At 73.6% G+C, this 22,096-nt stretch carries 23 protein-coding genes and 1 tRNA gene; 14 read left to right on the top strand and 10 right to left on the bottom strand.

Features of this window, described 5'->3' with window-relative positions:
* Positions 1–189: 189 nt before the first annotated feature.
* Both H7344_RS13735 and H7344_RS13730 read left to right on the top strand, forming a co-directional pair.
* Positions 190–1,785, top strand: coding sequence for an MDR family MFS transporter (locus H7344_RS13735; protein WP_308423327.1), 1,596 nt, complete (start codon positions 190–192; stop codon positions 1,783–1,785).
* Positions 1,782–2,249: a MarR family winged helix-turn-helix transcriptional regulator gene (locus H7344_RS13730; RefSeq protein ID WP_222130650.1), complete on the top strand. Its 468-nt coding sequence runs from the start codon at positions 1,782–1,784 to the stop codon at positions 2,247–2,249. The genes H7344_RS13735 and H7344_RS13730 overlap by 4 nt, the downstream gene beginning before the upstream one ends.
* Before the next feature lie 75 nt (positions 2,250–2,324).
* Here the strand turns inward: H7344_RS13730 and H7344_RS13725 are convergent, their stop codons facing one another.
* Genes H7344_RS13725 through H7344_RS13715 form a run of 3 tightly spaced genes read right to left on the bottom strand, consistent with a single transcriptional unit; the run spans position 2,325 to position 6,072 of the window.
* Positions 2,325–3,950, bottom strand: a complete 1,626-nt coding sequence (locus H7344_RS13725; RefSeq protein ID WP_186346567.1) for a glycoside hydrolase family 13 protein — start codon at positions 3,948–3,950, stop codon at positions 2,325–2,327.
* Positions 3,951–3,994: 44 nt separating this feature from the next.
* Positions 3,995–4,690 carry a hypothetical protein gene (locus H7344_RS13720; protein ID WP_222130649.1) on the bottom strand — a complete coding sequence of 232 codons (696 nt, stop codon included), beginning with the start codon at positions 4,688–4,690 and terminating at the stop codon, positions 3,995–3,997.
* A gap of 11 nt (positions 4,691–4,701) precedes the next feature.
* Positions 4,702–6,072: a cryptochrome/photolyase family protein gene (locus tag H7344_RS13715; RefSeq protein ID WP_229706940.1), complete on the bottom strand. Its 1,371-nt coding sequence runs from the start codon at positions 6,070–6,072 to the stop codon at positions 4,702–4,704.
* A gap of 57 nt (positions 6,073–6,129) precedes the next feature.
* On the opposite strand from H7344_RS13715, the gene H7344_RS13710 reads away from it, so the two are divergent.
* Positions 6,130–6,816, top strand: a complete 687-nt coding sequence (locus tag H7344_RS13710) for a metal-dependent transcriptional regulator (RefSeq protein ID WP_186346566.1) — start codon at positions 6,130–6,132, stop codon at positions 6,814–6,816.
* Between the two features lie 228 nt (positions 6,817–7,044).
* Positions 7,045–7,377 carry a hypothetical protein gene (locus H7344_RS13705; protein WP_186346565.1) on the top strand — a complete coding sequence of 111 codons (333 nt, stop codon included), beginning with the start codon at positions 7,045–7,047 and terminating at the stop codon, positions 7,375–7,377.
* On the opposite strand, the gene H7344_RS13700 is transcribed toward H7344_RS13705, so the two are convergent.
* Both H7344_RS13700 and H7344_RS13695 read right to left on the bottom strand, forming a co-directional pair.
* The gene (locus tag H7344_RS13700; RefSeq protein WP_186346564.1) at positions 7,328–8,206 is read right to left on the bottom strand and encodes a Sir2 family NAD-dependent protein deacetylase; all 879 of its coding nucleotides are present in this window, start codon (positions 8,204–8,206) and stop codon (positions 7,328–7,330) included. The genes H7344_RS13705 and H7344_RS13700 overlap by 50 nt on opposite strands.
* Entirely contained in the window at positions 8,203–8,472 is a 270-nt protein-coding gene (locus H7344_RS13695; protein WP_186346563.1) for a DUF2277 domain-containing protein, read from the bottom strand. Before H7344_RS13695 ends, H7344_RS13700 begins: the two co-directional genes overlap by 4 nt.
* Positions 8,473–8,495: 23 nt before the next feature.
* On the opposite strand from H7344_RS13695, the gene H7344_RS13690 reads away from it, so the two are divergent.
* Positions 8,496–9,701 carry a saccharopine dehydrogenase family protein gene (locus H7344_RS13690; protein ID WP_186346562.1) on the top strand — a complete coding sequence of 402 codons (1,206 nt, stop codon included), beginning with the start codon at positions 8,496–8,498 and terminating at the stop codon, positions 9,699–9,701.
* A gap of 40 nt (positions 9,702–9,741) precedes the next feature.
* On the opposite strand, the gene H7344_RS13685 is transcribed toward H7344_RS13690, so the two are convergent.
* Positions 9,742–9,814, bottom strand: a tRNA-Arg gene (locus tag H7344_RS13685).
* Between the two features lie 117 nt (positions 9,815–9,931).
* Here H7344_RS13685 and H7344_RS13680 point away from each other — a divergent pair.
* The 3 genes from H7344_RS13680 to H7344_RS13670 all read left to right on the top strand — a co-directional run bounded on the left by H7344_RS13680 (position 9,932) and on the right by H7344_RS13670 (position 13,053).
* Entirely contained in the window at positions 9,932–11,497 is a 1,566-nt protein-coding gene (locus H7344_RS13680) for a sulfatase family protein (RefSeq protein WP_186346561.1), read from the top strand.
* A gap of 92 nt (positions 11,498–11,589) precedes the next feature.
* Positions 11,590–12,852, top strand: coding sequence for an LCP family protein (locus H7344_RS13675; protein ID WP_186346560.1), 1,263 nt, complete (start codon positions 11,590–11,592; stop codon positions 12,850–12,852).
* A gap of 21 nt (positions 12,853–12,873) precedes the next feature.
* Entirely contained in the window at positions 12,874–13,053 is a 180-nt protein-coding gene (locus tag H7344_RS13670; protein WP_186346559.1) for a hypothetical protein, read from the top strand.
* Between the two features lie 21 nt (positions 13,054–13,074).
* Here the strand turns inward: H7344_RS13670 and H7344_RS13665 are convergent, their stop codons facing one another.
* The 3 genes from H7344_RS13665 to H7344_RS13655 form a co-directional block, all read right to left on the bottom strand.
* A complete protein-coding gene (locus tag H7344_RS13665; RefSeq protein ID WP_186346558.1) occupies positions 13,075–13,434 on the bottom strand; it encodes a large conductance mechanosensitive channel protein MscL in 360 nt (119 codons plus the stop codon).
* 45 nt (positions 13,435–13,479) lie between these two features.
* Entirely contained in the window at positions 13,480–14,109 is a 630-nt protein-coding gene (locus H7344_RS13660) for an SAF domain-containing protein (RefSeq protein WP_186346557.1), read from the bottom strand.
* A gap of 67 nt (positions 14,110–14,176) precedes the next feature.
* On the bottom strand, positions 14,177–14,491 hold the full coding sequence (locus H7344_RS13655) for an FmdB family zinc ribbon protein (RefSeq protein ID WP_186346556.1): 315 nt from the start codon (positions 14,489–14,491) through the stop codon (positions 14,177–14,179).
* An 83-nt stretch (positions 14,492–14,574) separates the two neighbouring features.
* On the opposite strand from H7344_RS13655, the gene H7344_RS13650 reads away from it, so the two are divergent.
* On the top strand, positions 14,575–17,169 hold the full coding sequence (locus H7344_RS13650) for a penicillin acylase family protein (protein ID WP_186346555.1): 2,595 nt from the start codon (positions 14,575–14,577) through the stop codon (positions 17,167–17,169).
* Here H7344_RS13650 and H7344_RS13645 read toward each other — a convergent pair.
* A complete protein-coding gene (locus H7344_RS13645) occupies positions 17,166–17,756 on the bottom strand; it encodes a 5-formyltetrahydrofolate cyclo-ligase (RefSeq protein WP_229706939.1) in 591 nt (196 codons plus the stop codon). The genes H7344_RS13650 and H7344_RS13645 overlap by 4 nt on opposite strands.
* A gap of 23 nt (positions 17,757–17,779) precedes the next feature.
* On the opposite strand from H7344_RS13645, the gene H7344_RS13640 reads away from it, so the two are divergent.
* From H7344_RS13640 to H7344_RS13620, 5 genes are read left to right on the top strand one after another with little or no spacing between them, the layout of a single operon-like run.
* On the top strand, positions 17,780–19,177 hold the full coding sequence (locus tag H7344_RS13640; protein ID WP_186346554.1) for a UTP--glucose-1-phosphate uridylyltransferase: 1,398 nt from the start codon (positions 17,780–17,782) through the stop codon (positions 19,175–19,177).
* A complete protein-coding gene (glp, locus tag H7344_RS13635; protein WP_186346553.1) occupies positions 19,170–20,405 on the top strand; it encodes a molybdotransferase-like divisome protein Glp in 1,236 nt (411 codons plus the stop codon). The genes H7344_RS13640 and glp overlap by 8 nt, the downstream gene beginning before the upstream one ends.
* On the top strand, positions 20,405–20,890 hold the full coding sequence (moaC, locus tag H7344_RS13630; protein ID WP_186346552.1) for a cyclic pyranopterin monophosphate synthase MoaC: 486 nt from the start codon (positions 20,405–20,407) through the stop codon (positions 20,888–20,890). Before glp ends, moaC begins: the two co-directional genes overlap by 1 nt.
* A complete protein-coding gene (locus H7344_RS13625) occupies positions 20,887–21,450 on the top strand; it encodes a MogA/MoaB family molybdenum cofactor biosynthesis protein (RefSeq protein ID WP_229706938.1) in 564 nt (187 codons plus the stop codon). Before moaC ends, H7344_RS13625 begins: the two co-directional genes overlap by 4 nt.
* On the top strand, positions 21,447–22,052 hold the full coding sequence (locus tag H7344_RS13620) for a GNAT family N-acetyltransferase (RefSeq protein ID WP_186346551.1): 606 nt from the start codon (positions 21,447–21,449) through the stop codon (positions 22,050–22,052). The genes H7344_RS13625 and H7344_RS13620 overlap by 4 nt, the downstream gene beginning before the upstream one ends.
* The last annotated feature ends 44 nt before the right edge of the window (positions 22,053–22,096 follow it).

Raw genomic sequence — 22,096 nt, 5'->3', positions numbered from 1 at the left:
CCGGCCCCGTCCGCCGGCTGGGTCCTCGATCCCGAGGGCCGCACCTGGGGGTCGCTGCATTTCTGGGTGCGCCGCTCGGTGGGTACCGCCGGCGAGAAGTTGTCGGGAGCAACCAGCCGGAATAAAGTTGCCTCGGTCAACCTTTCAACCTGCGTGACCACCACCGACGTACCCCCGAAGCGAGAACCCGTGACCCAGGCACCACCCGCGCCGCCCGCCGCCCAGGCCGGCGAGATGACCCACCGCGAGATCCTCGAGGCGCTCTCCGGCCTCCTGCTCGCCATGTTCGTCGCGATGCTCTCCAGCACCGTCGTCAGCAACGCGCTCCCGCGCATCGTCACCGACCTCGAGGGCAGCCAGAGCGGCTACACCTGGGTCGTCGTCGCGACGCTGCTGACCATGACCGCGACGACCCCGATCTGGGGCAAGCTCGCCGACCTGTTCAGCAAGAAGATGCTGGTCCAGGCCGCGCTCGTCATCTTCGCGATCGGGTCGCTGGTCGCCGGCCTCGCGCCGAACATGGAGGTCCTCATCGGCGCCCGCGCCTTCCAGGGCCTCGGCGTCGGTGGCCTCACCGCCCTGGTCCAGGTCGTCATCGCCTCGATGGTCAGCCCCCGCGAGCGTGGGCGGTACGCCGGCTACATCGGCGCCGTCTTCGCGACCGCGACGGTCAGCGGCCCGCTGCTCGGCGGCCTGATCGTGGACTCCCCGCTCGGCTGGCGCGGCTGCTTCTACGTCGGCATCCCGGTCGCCCTGCTCGCCTTCGTCGTGCTCCAGCTCAAGCTGCACCTGCCGGTCGTCAAGCGCGAGGTCAAGATCGACTACGCCGGCGCGACGCTCATCGTCGCGGGTGTCTCGATCCTGCTGGTGTGGGTCTCGCTGGCCGGAGACCAGTTCGCCTGGGCCTCGGGCACCACCGCCGCCATGCTCGCCGCGGCCGCCGCCGTCATCGCGCTGGCGATCTGGGTCGAGGGCCGGGTCGCCACCGAGCCGGTCGTCCCGCTGCGCCTCTTCCGCGACCGCACCACCTCACTGGCCACGCTGGCCTCGGTGATGATCGGCGTCGCGATGTTCGGCTCGACGGTCTACCTCAGCCAGTACTTCCAGATGTCGCGCGGCATGACCCCGACCCACGCCGGCCTGATGTCGATCTGCATGGTCGGCGGGCTGCTCGTCTCGAGCATCGTCTCGGGCCGGGTCATCACCAGGACGGGCGTGTGGAAGCGCTGGCTGGTCGGCGGCTCGGTGCTCGTCGTCCTCGGCTTCGCGCTGCTCTCCACGATCGACGCGGAGACCTCGTTGGTCCGGGTCGGCCTGTTCATGGCCGTCCTCGGCGTCGGCATGGGTGCGACGATGCAGAACCTCGTGCTCGCCGTGCAGAACAACGCCAAGGCCGCCGACCTCGGCGCCGCCAGCTCCGTGGTCGCGTTCTTCCGCTCCATCGGCGGCACCGTCGGCGTCTCGGCGCTCGGCGCGCTGCTGGCCCACCAGGTCTCCGACTCGATGGCCGAGGGCCTGCGTCGCCTGGGTGTCGACCCCTCCGCCGGCGGCGGGAGGGGCAGCATCCCGGACCTCTCGGAGCTGCCGCCCCCGATCCGCGCGCTCTACGAGACGTCGTTCGGGGACGCCACCGGCCACCTGTTCCTGGTCTCGGTACCGTTCGCCCTGGTCGCGCTGCTGTGCGTGCTCTTCATCAAGGAGGTGCCGCTGCGCACCACCACCGCTGACGAGCCCTCGGCGGAGACGGTCGTCCCCGAGGCGGTCGAGGAGCTCGGCCGACGATGATCACGACGGAGGTGTCGGTGGAGCGCGACGAGTCGCTGCGCCTGCTCGAGCAGGAGGTCGGCGTGCTGATCCGCCGCGTGCGCCGCGTCATCGGCGTGCGGGCCCGGTCGGTCCACCCGGACCTGCAGCCGGCGTCGTACCTCATGCTCGGCTACCTCGCCGCGCACGGCCCGGTGCGTGCGTCGGCGATGGCGGAGGTCTTCGGCATCGACAAGGGCGCGATCAGCCGGCAGGTCCAGCACCTGATGGACCTCGGGCTCGTCGACCGGTCCCCGGACCCCGACGACGGCCGCGCGACGCTGCTGTCCGCCAGCGAGGAGGGCGTACGCCGTCTCGAGGAGGTCGCCGACCTCCGCCGCCGCTACCTCGACGAGCGGCTCGGCGACTGGTCCGACGACGAGCTCGCCGACTTCGCGGGGACGCTGGCCCGCTACAACGCCACCCTCGGCGTCGACGAGGAGTAGCCCCGAGCCGGACCTCGCCTCGTGATGCCAGGAGTGCGCCGGGGCGCACGCCCGGCATCACGAGATCAGGTGCGGTCAGGCGGTGGTGATCCAGGCGGTGGCGTCCGCAGGGAGGCCGTCGACGACCGGCGCGCTGGCGAGCAGCAGCTCGCCGTCGGGCAGCGCGACGGTCTCCGTGCCGCAGTTGACGACGACGGTCACCGGGCCGCGGCGGAACACCAAGACGTCGTCCGAGCCGCTGGCGAGCACCTCGACGTCGTCACCGGCGGTCGTGGCGAAGGTGCGCCGGGCGGCCAGCGCGGAGCGGTAGAACGCCAGCGTCGAGTCCGGGTCACCGGCCTGCGCCGCCATGGCCAGCGGCGCCCAGTCCAGCGGCTGCGGCAGCCACGGCTGCTCGCTGCCCGGGCCGAAGCCGTACGGCGGGGCGTCGCCGCTCCACGGCACCGGCACGCGGCAGCCGTCGCGGCCGACCTCGCCGGTGCGGAACCACGACGGGTCCTGGCGGAACTCCGGCTCCACGTCGACCTGCTCGAGGCCGAGCTCCTCGCCCTCGTAGAGGTAGGAGGAGCCGGGCAGGGCGAGCATCGCCAGCGTCGCGGCCTTCGCCCGGGCCAGGCCGACCGGCCCGCCGCCGTACCGCGTGGTGTGGCGGACGACGTCGTGGTTGCTCAGCACCCAGGTCGGCGAGGCGCCCACCGGGGCCATCGCGTCCAGGGTGCCGGTGATGACGTCGGCGAACGCCTTCGCCGACCACGGCGCGAGCAGCCAGGCGAAGTTGAACGACTGCTGCATCTCGTCGGGCCGCACGAACCGGGCCATCGACTCCGGCGTCTGCGTCCAGGCCTCGGCCACCATCATCCGGTCGCCGTCGTACTCCTCGAGCACGGTGTGCCAGCGGCGGTAGACGTCGTGGACCTCCGGCTGGTCCCACATCGGCTCGTCGCGGAGGGTCCGCTCGACCATCGAGTGCTCCTCGTTGATCGGGGCGCCGCTCCCGAGCTCCTCGCCCTCACCGACCTCCTGGTCGCGCAGGCCCTCCTCCTTGACCAGGCCGTGGGCGACGTCGATGCGGAAGCCGTCCACCCCGCGGTCGAGCCAGAAGCGCAGGACGTCGACGAACATGTCGCCGACCTCCGGGTTGCGCCAGTCGAGGTCGGGCTGGGTGGAGTCGAAGAGGTGGAGGTACCACTGGCCGTCCGGCAGCTGGGTCCACGCCGGGCCGCCGAAGACCGAGAGCCAGTTGTTCGGCGGCTCGCCCGGGCGGTCGGCGGGGGAGTCGCGGAAGATGTAGCGCGCCCGCTCGGGGCTGCCCTTCCCCGCGGCCAGCGCGGCCTGGAACCACACGTGCTCGTTCGAGGTGTGGTTGGGCACGAGGTCGACGATCACCTTGAGGCCGAGGTCGTGCGCGGTGGCGACGAGGGTGTCGGCGTCCGCGAGCGTCCCGAACAGCGGGTCGACGTCGCAGTAGTCCGCCACGTCGTAGCCGTGGTCGTGCTGCGGCGAGGTGTAGAAGGGCGTGAGCCACAGGGCGTCGACGCCGAGGTCGCGGAGGTACGGCAGCCTGGAGGTGATGCCGGGCAGGTCGCCCACGCCGTCGCCGTCGCTGTCGGCGAAGCTGCGGACGTAGACCTGGTAGGTGACGGCGTGGCGCCACCACTCCGAACGGCTCTCGGGCGCTGCGGTTTGATCGTTCAAAGCCATGCGGTCCATGGTGGCAGACCGCCGTCGGGTGCTGGCCGGGTGAGTCAGCCGAACGTCGTGGGGTCGATCTCGAACCACACCTGCTCGGCCGCGGCGACCAGGTCGCCGTCCGCCGTGCGGAGCGTGGTCGCGGTGCGGTGGCGGCGGCCCTCGACGGAACGGACCGCGCCCACGACCACGTGCTCGACGCCCGCCGCCGGCAGCCCGAGGACCTGCGCGGTCATCGAGCCGAGCACCATCGCCCGCTCGCCGATCCCGGCCGCCCATGCGCCCGCGCAGTCGATCGCCGCCCACGTCGCCTCGAGGGTCGTGTGGTCGTCGTGCGGCGTCCAGGGCGCGGCCACGGTCCCCGGCTCCACCTGCCCGGGGAAGATCCGCAGCCCGTCGCCCTCGGCCCGCTCCGGGCCGCACGAGAAGCAGTGGCCGAACGGGTGGTCGGCGAAGCCGTCGTACGCCGCCGCGGCGGCGCGCGCCGTCCCGACGGCGACCGGGGCCAGCGGTTCCGGCTCGGCGCCCGGGCGGGCCTGCAGCACCACCTCGCCGGCACGCGTGGCCACGGTCCAGCCGTCCTGCTCGCCGACCTCCATCGCGGTGTCCAGCGGCGGGGGCTTGCGCAGGCGCACCTCGACGGCGCCGGTGGTCCCGACCCGCGCGGCGACCGCCCCGGCGCACCACCCGCCGTTCCCCGACCCCGGCGGGCCGTTGAAGCGAGCAGGCACGGTCAGCGTCGAGGTGGTCACCGGCCCATCCTCTACCGGATGTGCTCCCAGCGGGCGAGGGCCTCGCGGCGCTCCTCGGCGTGGTCGACGACCGGCTCGGGGTAGCCCACCGCCGCGCGGACCTCGCTGGACGGCTCGTGCGGGTCGGGGACCCGGGCGGGGTCGGCGAGCTCGGGGACCCAGCGACGGACGTAGGCGCCGTCGGGGTCGAACCTGCGGCCCTGGCCGGTGGGGTTGAAGACGCGGAAGAACGGCGAGGGGTCGGTGCCCGAGCCGGCGACCCACTGCCAGCCGTGGTTGTTCGAGGCGAGGTCGCCGTCGCACAGCCAGTGCAGGAAGTGCCGGGCGCCGTGCTGCCACTCGACGTGCAGGTCCTTGACGAGGAAGCTCGCGGTGATCATCCGGACCCGGTTGTGCATCCAGCCGACCGACCGCAGCTGGCGCATCCCGGCGTCGACGACGGGGTAGCCGGTGCGGCCCTCCTGCCAAGCCGCGAACAGCTCGCCTGGCTCGTCGTAGGCGAGCGAGGCGTACTGCGTCTTGTAGTACTCCCGGGCCGTCCGCGGCTGGTGCCACAGCACGTCGGCGTAGAACTCCCGCCACCCCAGCTCCTTGCGGTACGTCGCCGCGCCGGCGCTCCGGCGAGCGGCCAGGTCCGCGAGCAGCTGTCGCGGGTGCACCTCGCCGTACTTCAGGTGCACCGACATCCGTGAGGTGCCGTCGGTGCCCGGCTCGTTGCGGGCGGTGTCGTAGTCGTCGACCCCGTGCTCGAGGAACTCCTCCCACCGCTCCCGGGTGGCCCGCTCGCCGGCCTCCGGCAGCTCCAGCCCCGTCGGCAGCCGCGGGTCCGGGACCTCCGTCGTGCCCTCGTCGAGCGCGAGCCAGTCGGCGTGGTCGGGCGCGTCCTGCGGTGCCGGCCGGTCCTGCTGCTCCCAGACCCGGTAGAACGGCGTGAAGACGCGGTAGTGGTCGCTCGAGCCGCTGGTGACGGTCCCCGGCGGCACGACGTAGGGCGAGCCCGTCCGGACCAGCTCCACCCCGGCGGCGGCGAGCGCCTCCTCGACGGCCCGGTCGCGGCGCCGGCCGTAGGGGCCGAAGTCGGCCGCGACGTGGACGCGCTCGGCGCCCACCGCCCGCGCGGCGAGCGGCACGCGGCGTACCGGGTCCCCGCGCACGACCTGCAGGCCGGGCGCCCCCAGCTCGCGCAGCGAGGCGTCCAGCGAGCGCAGCGAGGCCGCGAGGTACGCCCGCCGGCTCGGCCCGGACGGCCCCCACAGGTGGGGGTCCAGCACGAACAGCGGCAGCACCGCTCCCTCCGCGCAGGCCTCCAGCAGCGCCGGGTTGTCACGCAGCCGCAGGTCGCGGCGGAACCACATCACGGTGGGGCGGGTCTCACGGGGCACGGGTGCTCGGTGCCCAGCCGGGTGCCCCCGCAGTGCGCATGGGACACAATGGCGAGCGTGAGCGACCTGATCGACACCACCGAGATGTACCTCCGGACCATCTACGAGCTGGTCGAGGAAGGGATCGTCCCGCTGCGTGCGCGGATCGCCGAGCGCCTGCACCAGAGCGGACCGACGGTCTCGCAGACCGTGGCCCGCATGGAGCGCGACGGCCTCGTCACCGTCGAGGGGGACCGCCACCTGGAGCTGACCGAGGAGGGCCGCCGGCTCGCGGTGCGCGTGATGCGCAAGCACCGGCTCGCCGAGCGGCTGCTCACCGACGTCATCGGCCTGGAGTGGGAGCTGGTCCACGAGGAGGCGTGCCGCTGGGAGCACGTCATGTCCGAGACCGTGGAGCGGCGCCTGCTCGAGCTGCTGGACCACCCGACCGAGTCGCCGTACGGCAACCCGATCCCCGGCCTCGCCGAGCTCGGCCAGGAGTCGCTGCCCGAGGGGTTCATGGAGGGCGTCGAGCCACTGGCGAAGGCGGCCGGGTTCGACGAGGGTCGCGTGCTGGTCCGCCGCATCTCCGAGGAGATGCAGAAGGACGAGGTGCTGATGAGCGCCCTGCGCCGCGTCGGCGCCCTGCCGGACAAGACCGTCACCGTCGTCGCCACCGAGGAGGGCGTGCTCGTGGGCTCCGGCGGCGAGACCGCCGAGATCGTCCCCGAGGCCGCCAACCACATCTTCGTCCGCCGGCTCTGACCCTCCTCCGAGTCGGGCCCGGGCTGCGCTGACCTGGGCTGGGCTGGGCTGCGCTACATCGACCGCCGCCCCGCGCACCTGAGCGGTTCGGCGGTCCCGACCCGCGCAGATGTCCTGGCGGTCTGGACAGGCACCGCCTAGTCTGGCGAACGGCGTCACCGAACCCCCCGCGGTGCCGTTGCACGATCGGTCGACCGCCTGGGTCGGCCGACCGATGGAGGGGAGAGCATGGTGCACCGCTTGTCGACGTCCGAGGCGGTCGGTGGGTCCGACCGCGTGCGGGTCGCGCACTCGACCACCTCGTTGCCGCACGGCCTGGAGCCGCACGAGGGCGTCGTCCTGGTCGACGGCGACGGCGAGCAGCACCTCGCGGTCGTGGCCGACATCGAGTTCGAGCTCGAGGACACCGTCTACGTCCTCGAGGTCGGCGCGCGCGTGCCCGCCGAGACAGCGGACCGGCTGGTCGCGGGCGCCGGTGAGCCCGCCGGCGAGGAAGGCGTCACCGAGGTGATCAGGCTCCTGGGCGAGCTGCGGCGACGCGTCGGCCAGCGAGCTCCCTGAGCAGCTCGCTGCACCCCACCTCGAGCTTGTACGTCGCCAGGTCGTCGCCGCGGGTCGCGCCCCGGTTGACGACGACGACCGGCGTGCCGGCCTTGGCCGCGCGGCGGACGAACCGGAAGCCGCTCATCACGGTGAGGCTGGAGCCCGCGACCAGCAGCGTGCCGCCGGTCGCGGCGAGCCCGTCGACCGCGGCGTAGCAGCGCTCGACCCGGTCGGCCGGGACGTTCTCGCCGAAGAACACCACGTGCGGTTTGAGCACCCCGCCGCACTCCTCGCAGGCGGGCACCACGAACGCCGCGATGACCTCGGGGTCGTCCATCTCCACGTCGCCGTCGGGGTTGACCGCGACCGCGGCGTGCCGCTCGGCGAAGCCGGGGTTGGCCGCCGTCATCCGGTCGTGCAGGGCGGCGCGGCTGGAGACGGCCCGGCAGTCGAGGCAGACCACCTCGGCGATCCGCCCGTGCAGGGCGACCACCGACCGCTGGCCGGCGCGCTCGTGCAGGCCGTCGACGTTCTGGGTGATGAGCAGCTCGGGGTCGAGCGCGACGAGCGCGTGGTGGCCGGCGTTGGGCTCGGCGTGCCGCATCCGGCCCCAGCCGAGGTGGCTGCGCGCCCAGTACCGCTGCTGCGCGGCGAGGCCGGACACGAACTCCCCGTAGAGCATCGGCGTCCGCGGCGGCCGGCCCGGCCCGCGGTAGTCGGGGATGCCCGAGTCGGTCGACAGCCCCGCGCCGGTCAGCACGACGAGCGGCCCGGACGCGAGCAGGTCGAGCGCCGCCTCGAGGGAGTGCGGGTCGAAAGGGGAGGGGTCGAGGGCGGCGTACGTCATCGGGCGTAGCGCAGCGCGGCCCGGGCGCGCGCCTTCTCCGCCTCGACCTCGCGGTCCTTCGGCGGGGCGGTGGTGACCAGGTCCTCGAGCAGGTGCCGGGTGACGTGCGCGATCTCGGCGACGGCGCGGTCGAACGCCTCCTGGTTGGCGCGCGAGGGCTTGGTGGTGCCGCTGACCTTGCGGACGTACTGCAGGGCCGCCGCGGTGACCTCGTCGCCTGTGGCGGGCGGCTCGAAGTTGTGGAGGGGGCGGATGTTGCGGCACATGCCTCCAGCGTACGTTTCCTCGCATGGCCAGCGACCGCTCTTCCGACCGCCCCTACGACGTCGTCCTGCTGGGTGCCACCGGCTTCACCGGCGGCCTCACCGCGGAGTACCTCGCCGAGCACGCACCCGCCGGGCTGCGCTGGGCGATCGCCGGGCGCAACGCCGACAAGCTGGCCCGGGTGCGCGAGCGCCTGGTCCGCATCGACGGCGGCCTGGCCGACCTGCCGCTGGTGACCGCGGACAGCTCGGACCCCGCCTCGCTGGCCGAGCTCGCGCGCAGCGCCCGCGTCGTCGTCACGACCGTCGGGCCCTACCTCACCCACGGCGAACCGCTGGTCGCCGCGTGCGCGGAGGCCGGCACCGACTACCTCGACCTGACCGGTGAGCCGGAGTTCGTCGACCGGATGTTCACCGCCCACCACGAGACCGCGCAGCGCACCGGCGCGCGGATCGTGCACGCGTGCGGCTTCGACTCGATCCCGCACGACCTCGGCGCCTACTTCACCGTCCAGCAGCTCGCCCCGGTCGAGGGCCCGCTCACCCTGCGCGGCGTGGTCCGCGGCGGCGGGACGGTCTCGGGCGGCACGTTCCACTCGGCGATGACGCAGTTCTCCCGCGCCCGGCAGATGCGCTCGGCCTCGGGGGAGCGCCGCGCGCTGGAGAAGCAGCTCGGCCAGCGCCCCGAGGGCCGCTCGTCGCGCGCGGTCGCCGGCAAGCCGGGCAAGGACCCGGTCACCGGCTACTGGCTGCTCCCGCTGCCGACGATCGACCCGTTCATCGTCGCCCGCAGCGGTGACGCGCTCGCGGCGTACGGCCCGAAGTTCCGCTACTCCCACTTCGCCGGCACCAAGACCCTGCGGTACGCCGCGGGCGGTGCCGCCGGCGTCACGGCCCTGACCCTGGCGGCCCAGGTCGGCCCCGTGCGCAACGCCCTGCTCGGCCGGATCAAGCAGGGGGAGGGTCCCGACGCGGCCCGCCGGGCGAAGTCGTGGTTCACCGTCGACTTCGTCGGCGAGAGCGGCGGCCGGACCGTCCACACCCGCGTCTCCGGCGGGGACCCCGGCTACGGCGAGACCGCGAAGATGCTCGCCGAGTCCGCGATGTGCCTGGCCCTCGACGACAACCCGACCACCGCCGGCTCGGTCACGACCGCCGCCGCCATGGGCGACGCCCTGCTCGCCCGCCTGCAGTCGGCGGGCATCCGCTTCGAGGTCCTCGACCGGCCCTGACGGACCCTGGCGGACCTGACGGACCGCTGAGGGAACCGGGTGCCCCAGGCAGGAGTCGAACCTGCGACCTTTCGCTTAGGAGGCGGCTGCTCTATCCGCTGAGCTACTGGGGCGTGGCGACAATCCTGGCAGGCCCGGCACGGGTCCGCGATGCGAGGGTCGCTGGGTCGATTCCTTAACCTTGGGGGCGGCCCGGGGACTCCGGGGCGGACGTGCGGAAAGGGGGACCGGTGCTGCGTCGGGTGCTCGTCCTGCTGGGGATCGTGCTGGTCGTGGCCGTGGTGGTCGCGAGCGCGCTGTCGTCCCCGATGCGCGAGGACGTGCCCCGCACCGAGCGGATCGAGCCGACGGCCGGGCAGCGGTCGGGCATGAACGCCGGCGGCTACGAGTACGAGCGGCCCCGACACCGCCCGGACGCCCGGCGCGAGGGCGACGACCGGCCCAACGTCGTGCTGATCACGACCGACGACCAGGCGCTCAGCGACATGCGCTGGATGCCCAGGACCCGGCGGTGGCTGGGGCGCGGCGGGGTGACGTTCCGCAACATGATCTCGCCGCACCCGCTGTGCTGCCCGGCGCGCGCGGAGATCGTCACGGGTCAGTTCGCGCAGAACAACGGCGTCCACACCAACGGGGGGCCGTACGGCGGCGTCGGCGCGCTCAAGGACCCCGACAACACGCTCGCCGCCTGGCTCCAGGACTCGGGCTACCTGGTCGGGATGAGCGGCAAGTACCTCAACCAGTACGACGCCACCCAGGGCGTCCCGCGGGGCTGGGACTACTGGAACGTCGCCACGACCAACGAGTTCGGCTACCTGCGCTACCCGATGTACGGCAACGGCGACCCGGTCTTCCACGCCAAGGACTACTCCAGCGACGTGGTCCGCGACGACACCGTGCGGCTGGTCGAGGACTGGTCGGCCGCGGACCAGCCGTTCTTCATCTGGGCCTCCTACTACGCCCCGCACGGCATGTGCGTGGACGACGCGGGCTGCGCGCGGCCGCCGATGCCGGCCCCGCGTCACCGCGCGCTCTACCGGAAGGCCGTCCCGCCGTCGGTCCGCAAGCCGTCCTTCGACGAGGCCGACGTGAGCGACAAGAGCCACGAGATCCGCAAGCGCGACAAGATCGGGCGCCGCTCCGCGACGTACCTCCACCGCAACCGGATCCGCGCGCTCGCGGCGGTCGACCAGGGCGTCGACCAGACCTTCAAGGCGCTGCGCCGGGCCGGCGAGCTCGACGACACGGTCGTGCTGTTCACCTCCGACAACGGCTACCTGCTCGGCGAGCACCGCTACCGCGGCAAGATCCTCCCCTACGAGGAGTCCGTGCGGGTGCCGCTGCTGGCCCGCGGCCCCGGGTTCCCGAAGGGCGCGACCCGTCGGCAGACGGTCACGACCGTCGACCTGGCCCCGACGATCCTGGACGTCGCGCAGGTGGAGCCCGGGCGCGTGGTCGACGGCCGCTCGATCATGCCGTTCGTCCGGGACCGCGACCGCCCGCGCCGCGACAGCGACATCCTGGTCCAGGCCGGTGGTCGGGCCGACGACTCGCCGGCACCGTGGTGGTACCGCGGCGTCCGCAACGACCGGTGGACCTTCGTCCGCTGGAGCGAGTCCGGGTTCCTGGAGCTCTACGACAACCGCCGCGACCGCTACCAGCTGGAGAACCTCGCGTACGACGCCCGCCACCGGCCCGTGGTGCGCGAGATGAAGCGGCGGCTGAAGGTCCTGCGCGACTGCGCCGGCGCGGAGTGCCGGGTCGACCTCGGGCCGCCGCCGCGGCCCCGACGCTGAGCACGCCCCGCCTGAGAAGTCGCTGAGGCCGTTTGGGGTTCCTCACCGGTGCCGGTCAGAATGGGACGTTCCTCCTGATGCGAAGGTGATCCATGCCCGACGAGCAGCCCCCGTCACCGGACGCTGCCGGCACGCCGCGCGCCGAGGCCCGCCGCAAGCCCGACACCCGTGGCCGCGCCGGTCGTCGCAAGGCCCGGGCCCGCCGCCGGCACACCGTCGCCCGGGTGCTCGTCGTCACCACCGTCGTGCTCGCGATGGTCACCGGCCTCTCGGTGGTCTTCCTCTACCGCTCGCTCAACGGCGACCTGACCGTCGAGGACCTCAGCGAGCAGCTCGGCGACGACCGGCCGAGCGCGGTCGCGGTCGATGGGCCGCAGGACCCGCTCAACATCCTGGTGATGGGTGACGACACCCGCGAGGGCGTCGGCAACGCGATCGACCAGGAGGCCGGGGGCGGCTCGGACACCACGATCCTGTTCCACCTCTCCGCGGACCGGGAGAACGCGTACGGCGTCAGCATCCCGCGCGACTCCCTGGTCGACCGGCCCGAGTGCTTCACCGAGGACGGCGACGTCATCCCCGCCGAGGACGGCGTCATGTGGAACGCGGCCTACTCCATCGGCGGGCCGGCCTGCACGATGCGCCAGTTCGAGCAGCTCACCGGCGTCAAGCTCGACAACTACGTGGTCGTCGACTTCCAGGGGTTCCAGGACATGGTCGACGCGATCGACGGCGTCGAGGTGTGCATCCCCGAGGACATCTCCGACCCGGCCCACGGCATCAACATCCCGGCCGGCACCCGCGAGATCGAGGGCAAGGAGGCGCTCAACTACGTGCGCGCCCGCTACACCCTGGGCGACGGCTCCGACATCGGCCGGATCAAGCGGCAGCAGGCGTTCATCGCGGCGATGGCCAAGAAGGTCGTCTCCGGCAACGTGCTCGCCCGCCCCGACCGGGTCGTGAACTTCCTCGACGCCGCGGTCGACTCGCTCACCACCGACTTCGACAACCTCTTCGCGCTCGGCAAGGTCGGCTACAGCTTCCAGCACATCGGGCTGGACAACATCAAGTTCATCACCGTGCCGTTCGAGTACAGCGAGGTCGACCCCGGCCGGGTCGAGTGGTTGCCGGAGGCCGAGCAGGTGTGGCGGCGCGTCGCGAACGACGAGCCGCTCAGCCGCCGGCTCCAGGACGGCGTCATCGACGCCGGCAACGTGCCGGGTCTCGGCGGTGACTCCTCCGACGGCCCGAGCGGGTCGCCCTCGGGCAGCCCTTCCACCAGCCCGTCAGGCACCCCGCGCCCCGACGACGAGGAGCGCGCCCGGGAGCTCGAGGCCGCAGGCCTGTGTGCGTGAGCGCGGCATGAGGACCTGCGGATGACCGGCCCCGACGAGCGGCTGCCCAGCGACTGGGAGAAGGCGCGGCGCCGCGCCGAGGTCTTCGGCGAGGTGCTTCCCGAGACGACCCGCGACGAGCGCGAGGACCCGGAAGCCCGGGACCGCCGGGACGGCGACACCTGGCTGAAGGAGCAGGTGCCGCCGCACCACGGCGGCTGATCCGCGGGCTCCGGGTGAGCCTCAGGCCTGCGGGCGCTGCTGGCTCGCGAGCAGGTCGCGGATCTCCTTGAGCAGCGTGATGTCCTCGGGCGTGCCCGGAGGGGCGCTCGGGAAGTAGCGCTCCTTGGCCTTGGTGTACGGCATGACGATGAAGAAGTAGACGACCGCCGCCAGGATCACGAACGAGATGACGGCGTTGAGGAACGCGCCGAACGAGTTCGGTGCGTTGGTGAAGTACTCGTCCGCCGACTCGGGCAGCTGCGCCGTGAGCCAGTTGGTGAACGTCGTGACGACGGCTCCGAACGCCGTGCCGATGATGACCGCGACCGCGAGGTCGATGAGGTTGCCGCGGAGCAGGAAGTTCTTGAAGCCGCCGAGCATGCTGCCTCCAGGGGAATGGGTCCGAGACCGGGGATCCCCGGCACGCTAGCGGCTCCACGCGTAGGTCAGGAAGGAGCGCGTGGCGGCATCGGCGACGGCCGTGACCTCGGTGACGGCGGCGCCGACGACGACCAGGCGCCCGGTCAGCCCGTTGCCGCCGACGGCTGCGTCGTCGTCGACCGGCAGGGCGAGCACGGGCACGCCGCTCGCCACCACGTCCGCGCCGCCCGAGCGCGGGTCGGCCGCGAGCAGGTCGATCTCGTCGCCCACCTCAAGCAGCGCGGCCATCCCGGCGTCGGGCAGGCGCACCGGCACCGCGACCAGGTCGGGTCGCCCCTCGGTCAGCCCCGGCCCGACCAGCCGGACGTCCGTGACCGGCTCACCGGCCCGCACGGGCGCCGCCAGCACGCGCCCGACCGGGTCGGGCAGGTCCACCGGCGCGCTGCCCGGCGCCCAGGCGGCCGTCGCCAGGTCCTCGGGCCCCACGACCGCGCCGACCGGCAGGTCCCGCGCTGCCACGGTCACCGCGACCGTCGCCGGCGCCGGCCGGGCGGTCGCCTGCAGGGCGGCCGCCACCGCGACGGCGGCGAGCACCGCGGCCAGCAGCCGGCGGCGCGCCAGCACCGCACGGCGTACCGCTCGGGCGGGGCGGGTCAGGCGGTCGGGCAGGCGCATGCCCCGACGGTAGGAGGATCCGCGCCCGTGTGCGTCGGCCTCTCCACAGGCCCGCCCGCGGGACGGGTCAGGAGGCGGCGGCGGGGGTGCTGCTCGTGGAGGTCGAGGTCGTCGAGCTCGAGGAGCTGGACGAGGAGGAGCTGTCCGAGGTGGTGGAGCCGGAGCTGCTCGAGGAGCTGGATCCGCCGTCGGTGGAGGAGGAGCCGGAGCGGCTGTCGGTGCGGTAGAAGCCCGAGCCCTTGAAGACGACGCCGACCGCGTTGAACAGCTTGCGCAGGCGGCCCGAGCACTCGGGGCACTCGGTCAGGGCGTCGTCGGAGAAGCTCTGGAACTGCTCGAAGGCGTGACCGCACTCGGTGCAGGCGTACTGGTAGGTCGGCAACGTTCACTCCGGGGGTCTGAGCAGAGGTGTTGGCACTCTCGTCGTGCGACTGCCAATTCTACGACACGGCAGAATGGCGCACCATGCCCGACCAGCAGACGTCCCCCCGACGGCGCCGGCCGCTGGCCGTGCTCCGGTCGTGGCCGCGCTGGGCGAGGGTGTCGTCGTACGTCGCCGCCGGGCTGGTCCTGGTGCTGGTCGCCGGTGTCGTCACCGTCGGCGTGCTGCTGCGCCGGCCGCTGCCGGAGTGGTCGGGCACCGCCGAGCTGCCGGGTCTCGAGGCCGAGGTCGAGGTGGTGCGCGACGAGCACGGCGTGCCGCAGGTCTACGCCGACTCGCTGACCGACCTGGTGAAGGCGCAGGGCTACGTGCACGCGCAGGAGCGGTTCTTCGAGATGGACGTGCGGCGGCACGCGACGGCGGGCCGGCTGGCGGAGATGTTCGGCGAGGCGGCGCTGGAGAGCGACAAGGCGGTCCGCACGATGGGCTGGCGGCGCGTCGCGGAGCGCGAGCTCGCGATCGTGGCGCCGCGGACGCGGCAGGTGCTCGAGGCGTACGCCGACGGGGTCAACGCCTACCTGCGCCAGCGGTCGCCGTCCCAGCTGGCGGTGGAGTACACCGTCCTCAACGGGTCCGGCCTCGGCTACCGGCCCGAGGACTGGTCGCCGGTGGACTCGCTGGCCTGGCTCAAGGCGATGGCGTGGGACCTGCGCGGCAACATGGGCGACGAGGTCGACCGGGCACTGACCGCGGCGGCGGTGGGGGAGCGGCGCGCGGAGCAGCTGTGGCCGGCGTACCCCTTCGACGAGCACGCGCCGATCGTCGACGGCGGCGCCGTCGTGGACGGGGTCTTCGAGCCGGAGGCCACCACCGGCGGGACCCGCCTGCCGCAGCGGCCCGCGTGGCGCGCGGAGCCGGGCTGGAGCGAGGCGCTGCGCAGCGTCCGCGACGCGCTCGACGCGGTGCCGTCGTGGCTGGGTCGCGGCGACGGGATCGGCTCCAACAGCTGGGTCGTCGACGGCGAGCACTCCGCGACCGGCGCGCCGCTGCTGGCCAACGACCCGCACCTGGGCGTGTCGATGCCGGGGGTCTGGATGCAGATGGGCCTGCACTGCCGGACGGTGTCGGAGGCCTGCCCGATGGAGGTCGCCGGGTTCACGTTCTCCGGCGTGCCGGGCGTGGTGATCGGCCACAACGCGCAAATCGCGTGGGGATTCACCAACCTCGGCCCGGACGTGGCCGACCTCTACCTCGAGCGGGTCGTCGGCGACGACGGCTACCGGTACGACGGCGCGGTGCTCCCGCTGCGTACGCGCACCGAGACCATCGAGGTCCGCGGCGGCGACCCGGTGACGATCGAGGTCCGGGCGACCCGGCACGGACCGCTGCTCTCCGACGTCGACGACGGTCTCGCGACGGTCGGCGCCTCCTCGGAGCAGGAGCACGCGGTCGCCCTCGCGTGGACGGCGCTGCAGCCGAGCGCGACCGCCGACGCGATCCTCGCGATGAACACCGCCACCGACTGGGACTCCTTCCGCGAGGCGGCGGCGTCGTTCGCGGTGCCGGCGCAGAACCTCGTGTACGCCGACCGCGCCGGCCACATCGGCTACCAGGCGCCGGGCGTGGTGCCGATCCGCAAGTCCGGCAACGACGGCCGGTGGCCGGCCGAGGGCTGGCGGCCCGAGGACGACTGGAGCGGGGAGACGGTCCCGTTCGCGGGGCTGCCGCACGTGCTCGACCCCGAGGAGGGGTTCGTCGTGACGGCCAACCAGGCGGTCGTCGGCCCCGACTACCCCTACCCGCTCACCCAGGACTGGGACCGCGGCTACCGCTCCCAGCGGATCCGCGACCTGCTCGTCGAGGAGGGCGAGCTGTCGGTCGCGGAGATGGCCGAGCTGCAGCTCGACGACCGCAACCCGATGGCCGCGACCCTCGTGCCGTACCTCCTCGACGTCGACCTCCCGCGCGGCTACGCCTCGGCCGGCCAGCGGCTGCTCGACGGCTGGGACGGCTCGCAGTCGGCCGACAGCGCGGCCGCGGCGTCCTACAACGTTGTCTGGCGCACGCTGCTCGAGCAGACCTTCCACGACGAGCTGCCCGAGGACGTGTGGCCCGACGGCGGCCAGCGCTGGTTCGCCGTGGTCAGCGGCCTGCTGCGCGAGCCGGCCGACCCGTGGTGGGACGACGTGACCACCGAGGACGTCGTGGAGCGCCGCGACGACGTGCTGCGCACCGCGCTGCTCGAGGCGCGCGACGAGCTGACCCGGCTCCAGTCGCTGCACCCCGAGGACTGGTCGTGGGGCGCGCTGCACACCCTCGAGCTGCGCTCGCCGTCGCTCGGTGAGTCGGGGATCCGGCCGGTCGAGGAGCTGGTGAACCGCGGGCCCTGGGAGGTCGGCGGCGGGTCGTCGACGGTGGACGCGACCGCCTGGGACGCGGCGGAGGGGTACGCCGTCACCTCGGCGCCGTCGATGCGGATGGTCGTGTCGCTGGCCGACCTCGACGACTCGCGCTGGATCAACCTGAGCGGCGTCTCCGGCCACCCGGCCAGCGGGCACTACACCGACCAGACCGACCTGTGGGCGCGTGGCGAGACGATCGCCTGGCCGTTCAGCCGCGAGGCCGTCGAGGCCGCGGGCGAGGACGTGCTCAGGCTGGTCCCGGCCGAGGCGGACTAGAAGCGAGTGATGCCGGACGGGGTCGCCGCCGCCAGCACCGCCCGGTCGTGCGGCTCGGAGGGCACGTCCAGCCCGACCTCGTCGTCCCCGAGCAGCACGCACGTCCACGTGCCGACCGGGACCCGCGCGAGCGCCCGGTCGTAGGAGCCGCCGCCGCGGCCCAGCCGCATCCCGGTCGCGGAGACCGCGAGCCCCGGCACCAGCACCACGTCGGCCGTCGCGATCGCGTCCACGCCGAGCGAGTCGACCGGCTCCAGCAGGCCCATCCGGGCCCGGACCAGGGACCCGTCACCGCGCCAGGTGCCCCAGTCGAGGTCGCCGTCGGCCAGCAGCCGTGGCAGCAGGACGCGCCTGCCGGTCGCCGCGAGCGCGTCGAGGAGGAAGGAGGTGCCGGGCTCCCCGCCGATCGAGACGTACGCCGCGACGGTCGCCGCGCGGCGTACCTCCGGGGTCGCGAGGAGGTGCTCGGCGGTGGCGCGCGCGTCCTCCCCGAGGGCGAGCAGCGAGCGCCGTCGGCGACCGGCCAGGACCTGGTCGCGCAGGGCGGTCTTGGCCGCGCTGCTGGCGGGCAGTTGCCGGTCGCTCACCCCCCGAGCCTACGATCGGCAGCATGGGTAGTCCTGGCCTGCAGAAGGCACGCGAGAAGATGCTCGCCGCGGGTGTCGACGAGGTCGCGATCGAGACCTTCGCGCACTACTACCGGCTCCTCGAGCACGGCGAGACGGGGATGATCCCGGAGTCGACGATCGACCCGGTCGACATGGAGTCCCTGGCCGACGTCGAGGTGCCCGACGGGATCGGCGCGGCGGCGCTGCGCACGACGGCGGTCATCAAGCTCAACGGCGGGCTCGGCACGTCGATGGGGATGGACCGGGCGAAGTCGCTGCTGTGCGTGCGGCGCGGGCTGTCCTTCCTCGACATCATCGCCCGCCAGGTGCTGCACCTGCGCAAGGCCCACGGCGCGACGCTGCCGCTGATCTTCATGAACAGCTTCCGCACGTCCGCCGACACCATGGCCGCGCTCGCGCGCTACGCGGACCTGCCGGTCGAGGGCCTGCCGCTGGAGTTCCTGCAGAACAAGGAACCCAAGCTCCTCACCTCCGACCTCAGCCCGGTGTCCTGGCCCAAGGACCCCGACCTGGAGTGGTGCCCGCCGGGCCACGGCGACCTGTACACCGCGCTGCGCGGCACCGGCCTGCTCGCCCGCCTGCTCGAGGCCGGCTACGAGCGGGTCTTCGTCTCCAACTCCGACAACCTCGGGGCCGTGCCCGACCCGGTCGTGGCCGGCTGGTTCGCCCGCTCCGGTGCGCCGTTCGCGATCGAGGCCGTGCGGCGCACCCCCTCGGACCGCAAGGGCGGCCACTTCGCGCGGCGGAAGTCCGACGGCCGGATCGTGCTGCGCGAGACCGCGCAGACCCTCGACGAGGACAAGCAGGCGCTCGCCGACCTCGACCGCCACCGGTACTGCTCGACCAACAACCTGTGGTTCGACCTGCGCGCGATGCAGGAGGCGCTCGACGTGCGCGAGGGCATCCTTGGGCTGCCGATGATCCGCAACGTCAAGAACGTCGACCCCGGCGACAAGTCCTCCCCCGAGGTCGTCCAGGTCGAGACCGCGATGGGCGCGGCGATCGAGGTCTTCGAGGGCTCGCAGCTCATCGAGGTCGGCCGCGACCGGTTCGTGCCGGTCAAGACGACCAACGACCTGCTGGTGCTGCGCTCGGACGTCTACGAGATCGGGCAGGACTTCGTGCTCGACCAGGTCGCCGGCGACATCCCGTTCGTCGACCTCGACCCCGACCACTACAAGCTGGTCGGCGAGTTCGACAAGCGCTTCCCCGAGGGCGCGCCGTCGATGCGCGAGGCGTCCTCGCTGCGGGTCAACGGCGACTGGACCTTCTGCAAGGGCGTCTCCGTCGTCGGCGACGTCGCGCTCGACGGTGCCAGCAACGGCCGGATCGACGCCGGCACCGTGCTCGGTGAGCCGGCCGCGGCCTCGGATGGCTGACCCGGCTCCCCGCTCGGTCGACCAGCACCTCGCGGAGGTGCTGGCGGCGCTCGAGCCGCTGTCGCCGTCCCCGCAGCCGCTGATGGAGGCGCTGGGGCTCGCGGCCGCCGAGGACGTCGTCGCGACCGTGCAGCTGCCGGGCTTCGACAACTCCGCCATGGACGGGTACGCCGTGCGGCTGGCCGACGTGGCCACCGCGACCGACGAGTCCCCGGTCCACCTGCCGGTCGTCGGGGAGATCGGCGCCGGCCAGTCGACCGGCCTGCTGGCGCTCGCGCCCGGGACCGCCGCGAAGATCATGACCGGCGCACCGGTGCCGACCGGCGCGGACTGCGTGGTGCCCTACGAGTGGACCGACCGCGGCGCCAGCCAGGTCCGCGTGGAGCGCGCACCCGCCTCCGGGCAGCACGTCCGCCGGGCGGGCGAGGACGTGGCGATCGGCGACCTGCTCGTCGAGGCCGGCACCGTGCTCGGCCCGCGCCACCTCGGTCTGCTCGCCTCCGTCGGCCGCCCGACGGTGCTCGCCCGTCCGCGTCCCCGCGTCGTGATCCTCTCGACCGGCTCGGAGCTGCGCGAGCCCGGCCAGCCGCTGGGCACCGACTCGATCTACGACGGCAACTCGTTCCTGCTCGCCGCCTCCGCCCGCCGCGCCGGGGCGATCGCCTACCGCGTCGGGATCGTCCCCGACGAGCCGCGGGCCTTCCTCGACGCGCTGGAGGACCAGCTGGTCCGCGCCGACGTCGTGGTGACCTCGGGTGGCGTCTCCCAGGGCGACTTCGACGTCGTCAAGGAGGCGCTGCGTCCGCACGGCGTGTGGTTCGGGCCGGTGGCGATGCAGCCGGGCAAGCCGCAGGGCTTCGGCTTCGTCGGTGAGGACCGCGTCCCGATCTTCACGCTGCCGGGCAACCCGGTCTCCTCCTACATCTCCTTCGAGACCTTCGTGCTGCCGGCGCTGCGCAAGCTGATGGGCCTGCTCCCGCACGCCCGCCCGCAGGTCCGCGCACGGCTGACCCACGCGATCGCCTCGCCGGCCGGCAAGCGGCAGTTCCTGCGCGGCGAGCTCGACGTCAGCGGCGCCGGCGCGCAGGTCGCCCCCGTGGGCGGTCCGGGCTCGCACCTGGTCGGCGACCTCGCCGCGTCCGACTGCCTGATCGTCGTCCCCGAGGACGTCACCGCCCTGGCCGCCGGCGACACCGTCTCGGTGGTCCGGCTCGACGAGGAGTTCTGATGAGCGAGCAGCCCGGCCCCCGGCTCACCCACGTCGACGAGGCGGGCGCCGCCCGGATGGTCGACGTGTCCGCCAAGGACGTCACCGCCCGCACGGCCACCGCCTCGGGCCGCGTGCTCGTCTCGGCCGACGTCGTCGCGCTGCTGCGCGGGGCCGGCGTGCCCAAGGGCGACACGCTCGCGGTCGCCCGGCTCGCCGGGATCATGGGCGCCAAGCAGACCTCGACGCTCATCCCGCTGTGCCACCCGCTCGCGCTGTCCGGGGTGGTGGTCGACCTCGTGGTCGCCGACGACGCGGTCGACATCACCGCAACCGTGCGCACCACCGACCGGACCGGCGTCGAGATGGAGGCGCTCACCGCCGTCGCCGTCGCCGGGCTCACCGTGATCGACATGGTCAAGGCCGTCGACAAGGCCGCGGTGATCACCGACGTCCGGGTGGAGACGAAGACGGGCGGCAAGTCCGGCGACTGGGCCCGGCCGTGACCTCGCCCGAGGCGGGTGCCGGCTCGGTGCCCGGGCTGCCGGCCGCGGTCGTCGTGGCGTCCAACCGCGCGGCCGCCGGGGTGTACGACGACACGACCGGCCCGCTCATCGTCTCCTGGTTGGCCGGGCTCGGCTTCGCGGTCGGCGCACCCGCCGTCGTACCCGACGGCGAGCCGGTGGGCGAGGCGATCCGCGCCGCGGTCGACGCCGGTGCACGCGTCGTGCTCACGACCGGCGGCACCGGCCTGACCCCGACCGACCGCACCCCCGACGTCACCCGGCCGCTGCTCGACCGCGAGGTGCCCGGCATCGCCGAGGCGATCCGCGCGCACGGCGTCGCGAAGGGCGTGCCGACCGCGGCGCTGTCGCGAGGTCTGGCGGGCGTGGTGGGTACCTGCCTGGTCGTGAACCTCCCCGGCTCGCGAGGCGGCGTGAAGGACGGCCTCGCCGTGCTCGAGCCGATGCTCGTCCACGCCGTGGAGCAGGTCGTCGGCAGCGACCATGAGCGCAGTGTGGGCAGCGACCACGACCGGCCGGGGGGCTCGGGGAGCGCGGGGTGACCAAGCCCTGGCCGGTCCGGCTGACCTCGCGCGGCGTGACGCTGCGCCCGCTGTCGTACGCCGACGCCGGGCCGTGGCGCTCGGCCCGCAGCCGGAACGCCGCCTGGCTGGTGCCATGGGACGCGACCGTGCCGCCGGGCGGCGACGCCCGCCCCACGTCGTACCGCGCCCTCGTCCGGCGCCTGCACTCGCAGGCCCGCCAGGGAACGACGTACCCCTTCGCGGTCGAGGTCGACGGCAGCTTCGCCGGCCAGCTCACCGTCAACAACGTCGTGCGCGGGTCGGCGCTGTTCGCGTCGATCGGCTACTGGCTCGACCGTGACTTCGCCGGCCGCGGGGTCATGCCGCGCGCGGTCGCGATGGCCGTCGACCACTGCTTCGGGCCGCTCGGCCTGCACCGGATCGAGATCGCCATCCGCCCGGAGAACTCCAACTCGCTCCGCGTCGTCGAGAAGCTGGGCATCCCCGAGTACGGCTACGCCCCCCGCTACCTCCACATCGACGGCGCCTGGCGCGACCACCGGCTCTACGCGATCACCGCCGAGGAGTGCCCCGGCGGGCTGCTGGCCCGGCTCGACGCGGCGGCCGGCCCGGGGATGTAACGCGACGTTCCCTGCTCTATCTGCACGCTGCAACGGGCGGGTAG

This window comes from Nocardioides deserti (assembly GCF_014266025.1).
In the GTDB taxonomy this organism is placed as follows: domain Bacteria; phylum Actinomycetota; class Actinomycetes; order Propionibacteriales; family Nocardioidaceae; genus Nocardioides; species Nocardioides deserti.
Note: the sequence above shows the minus strand (reverse complement) of the source record. Positions and strands in the feature narration are given on the sequence as shown.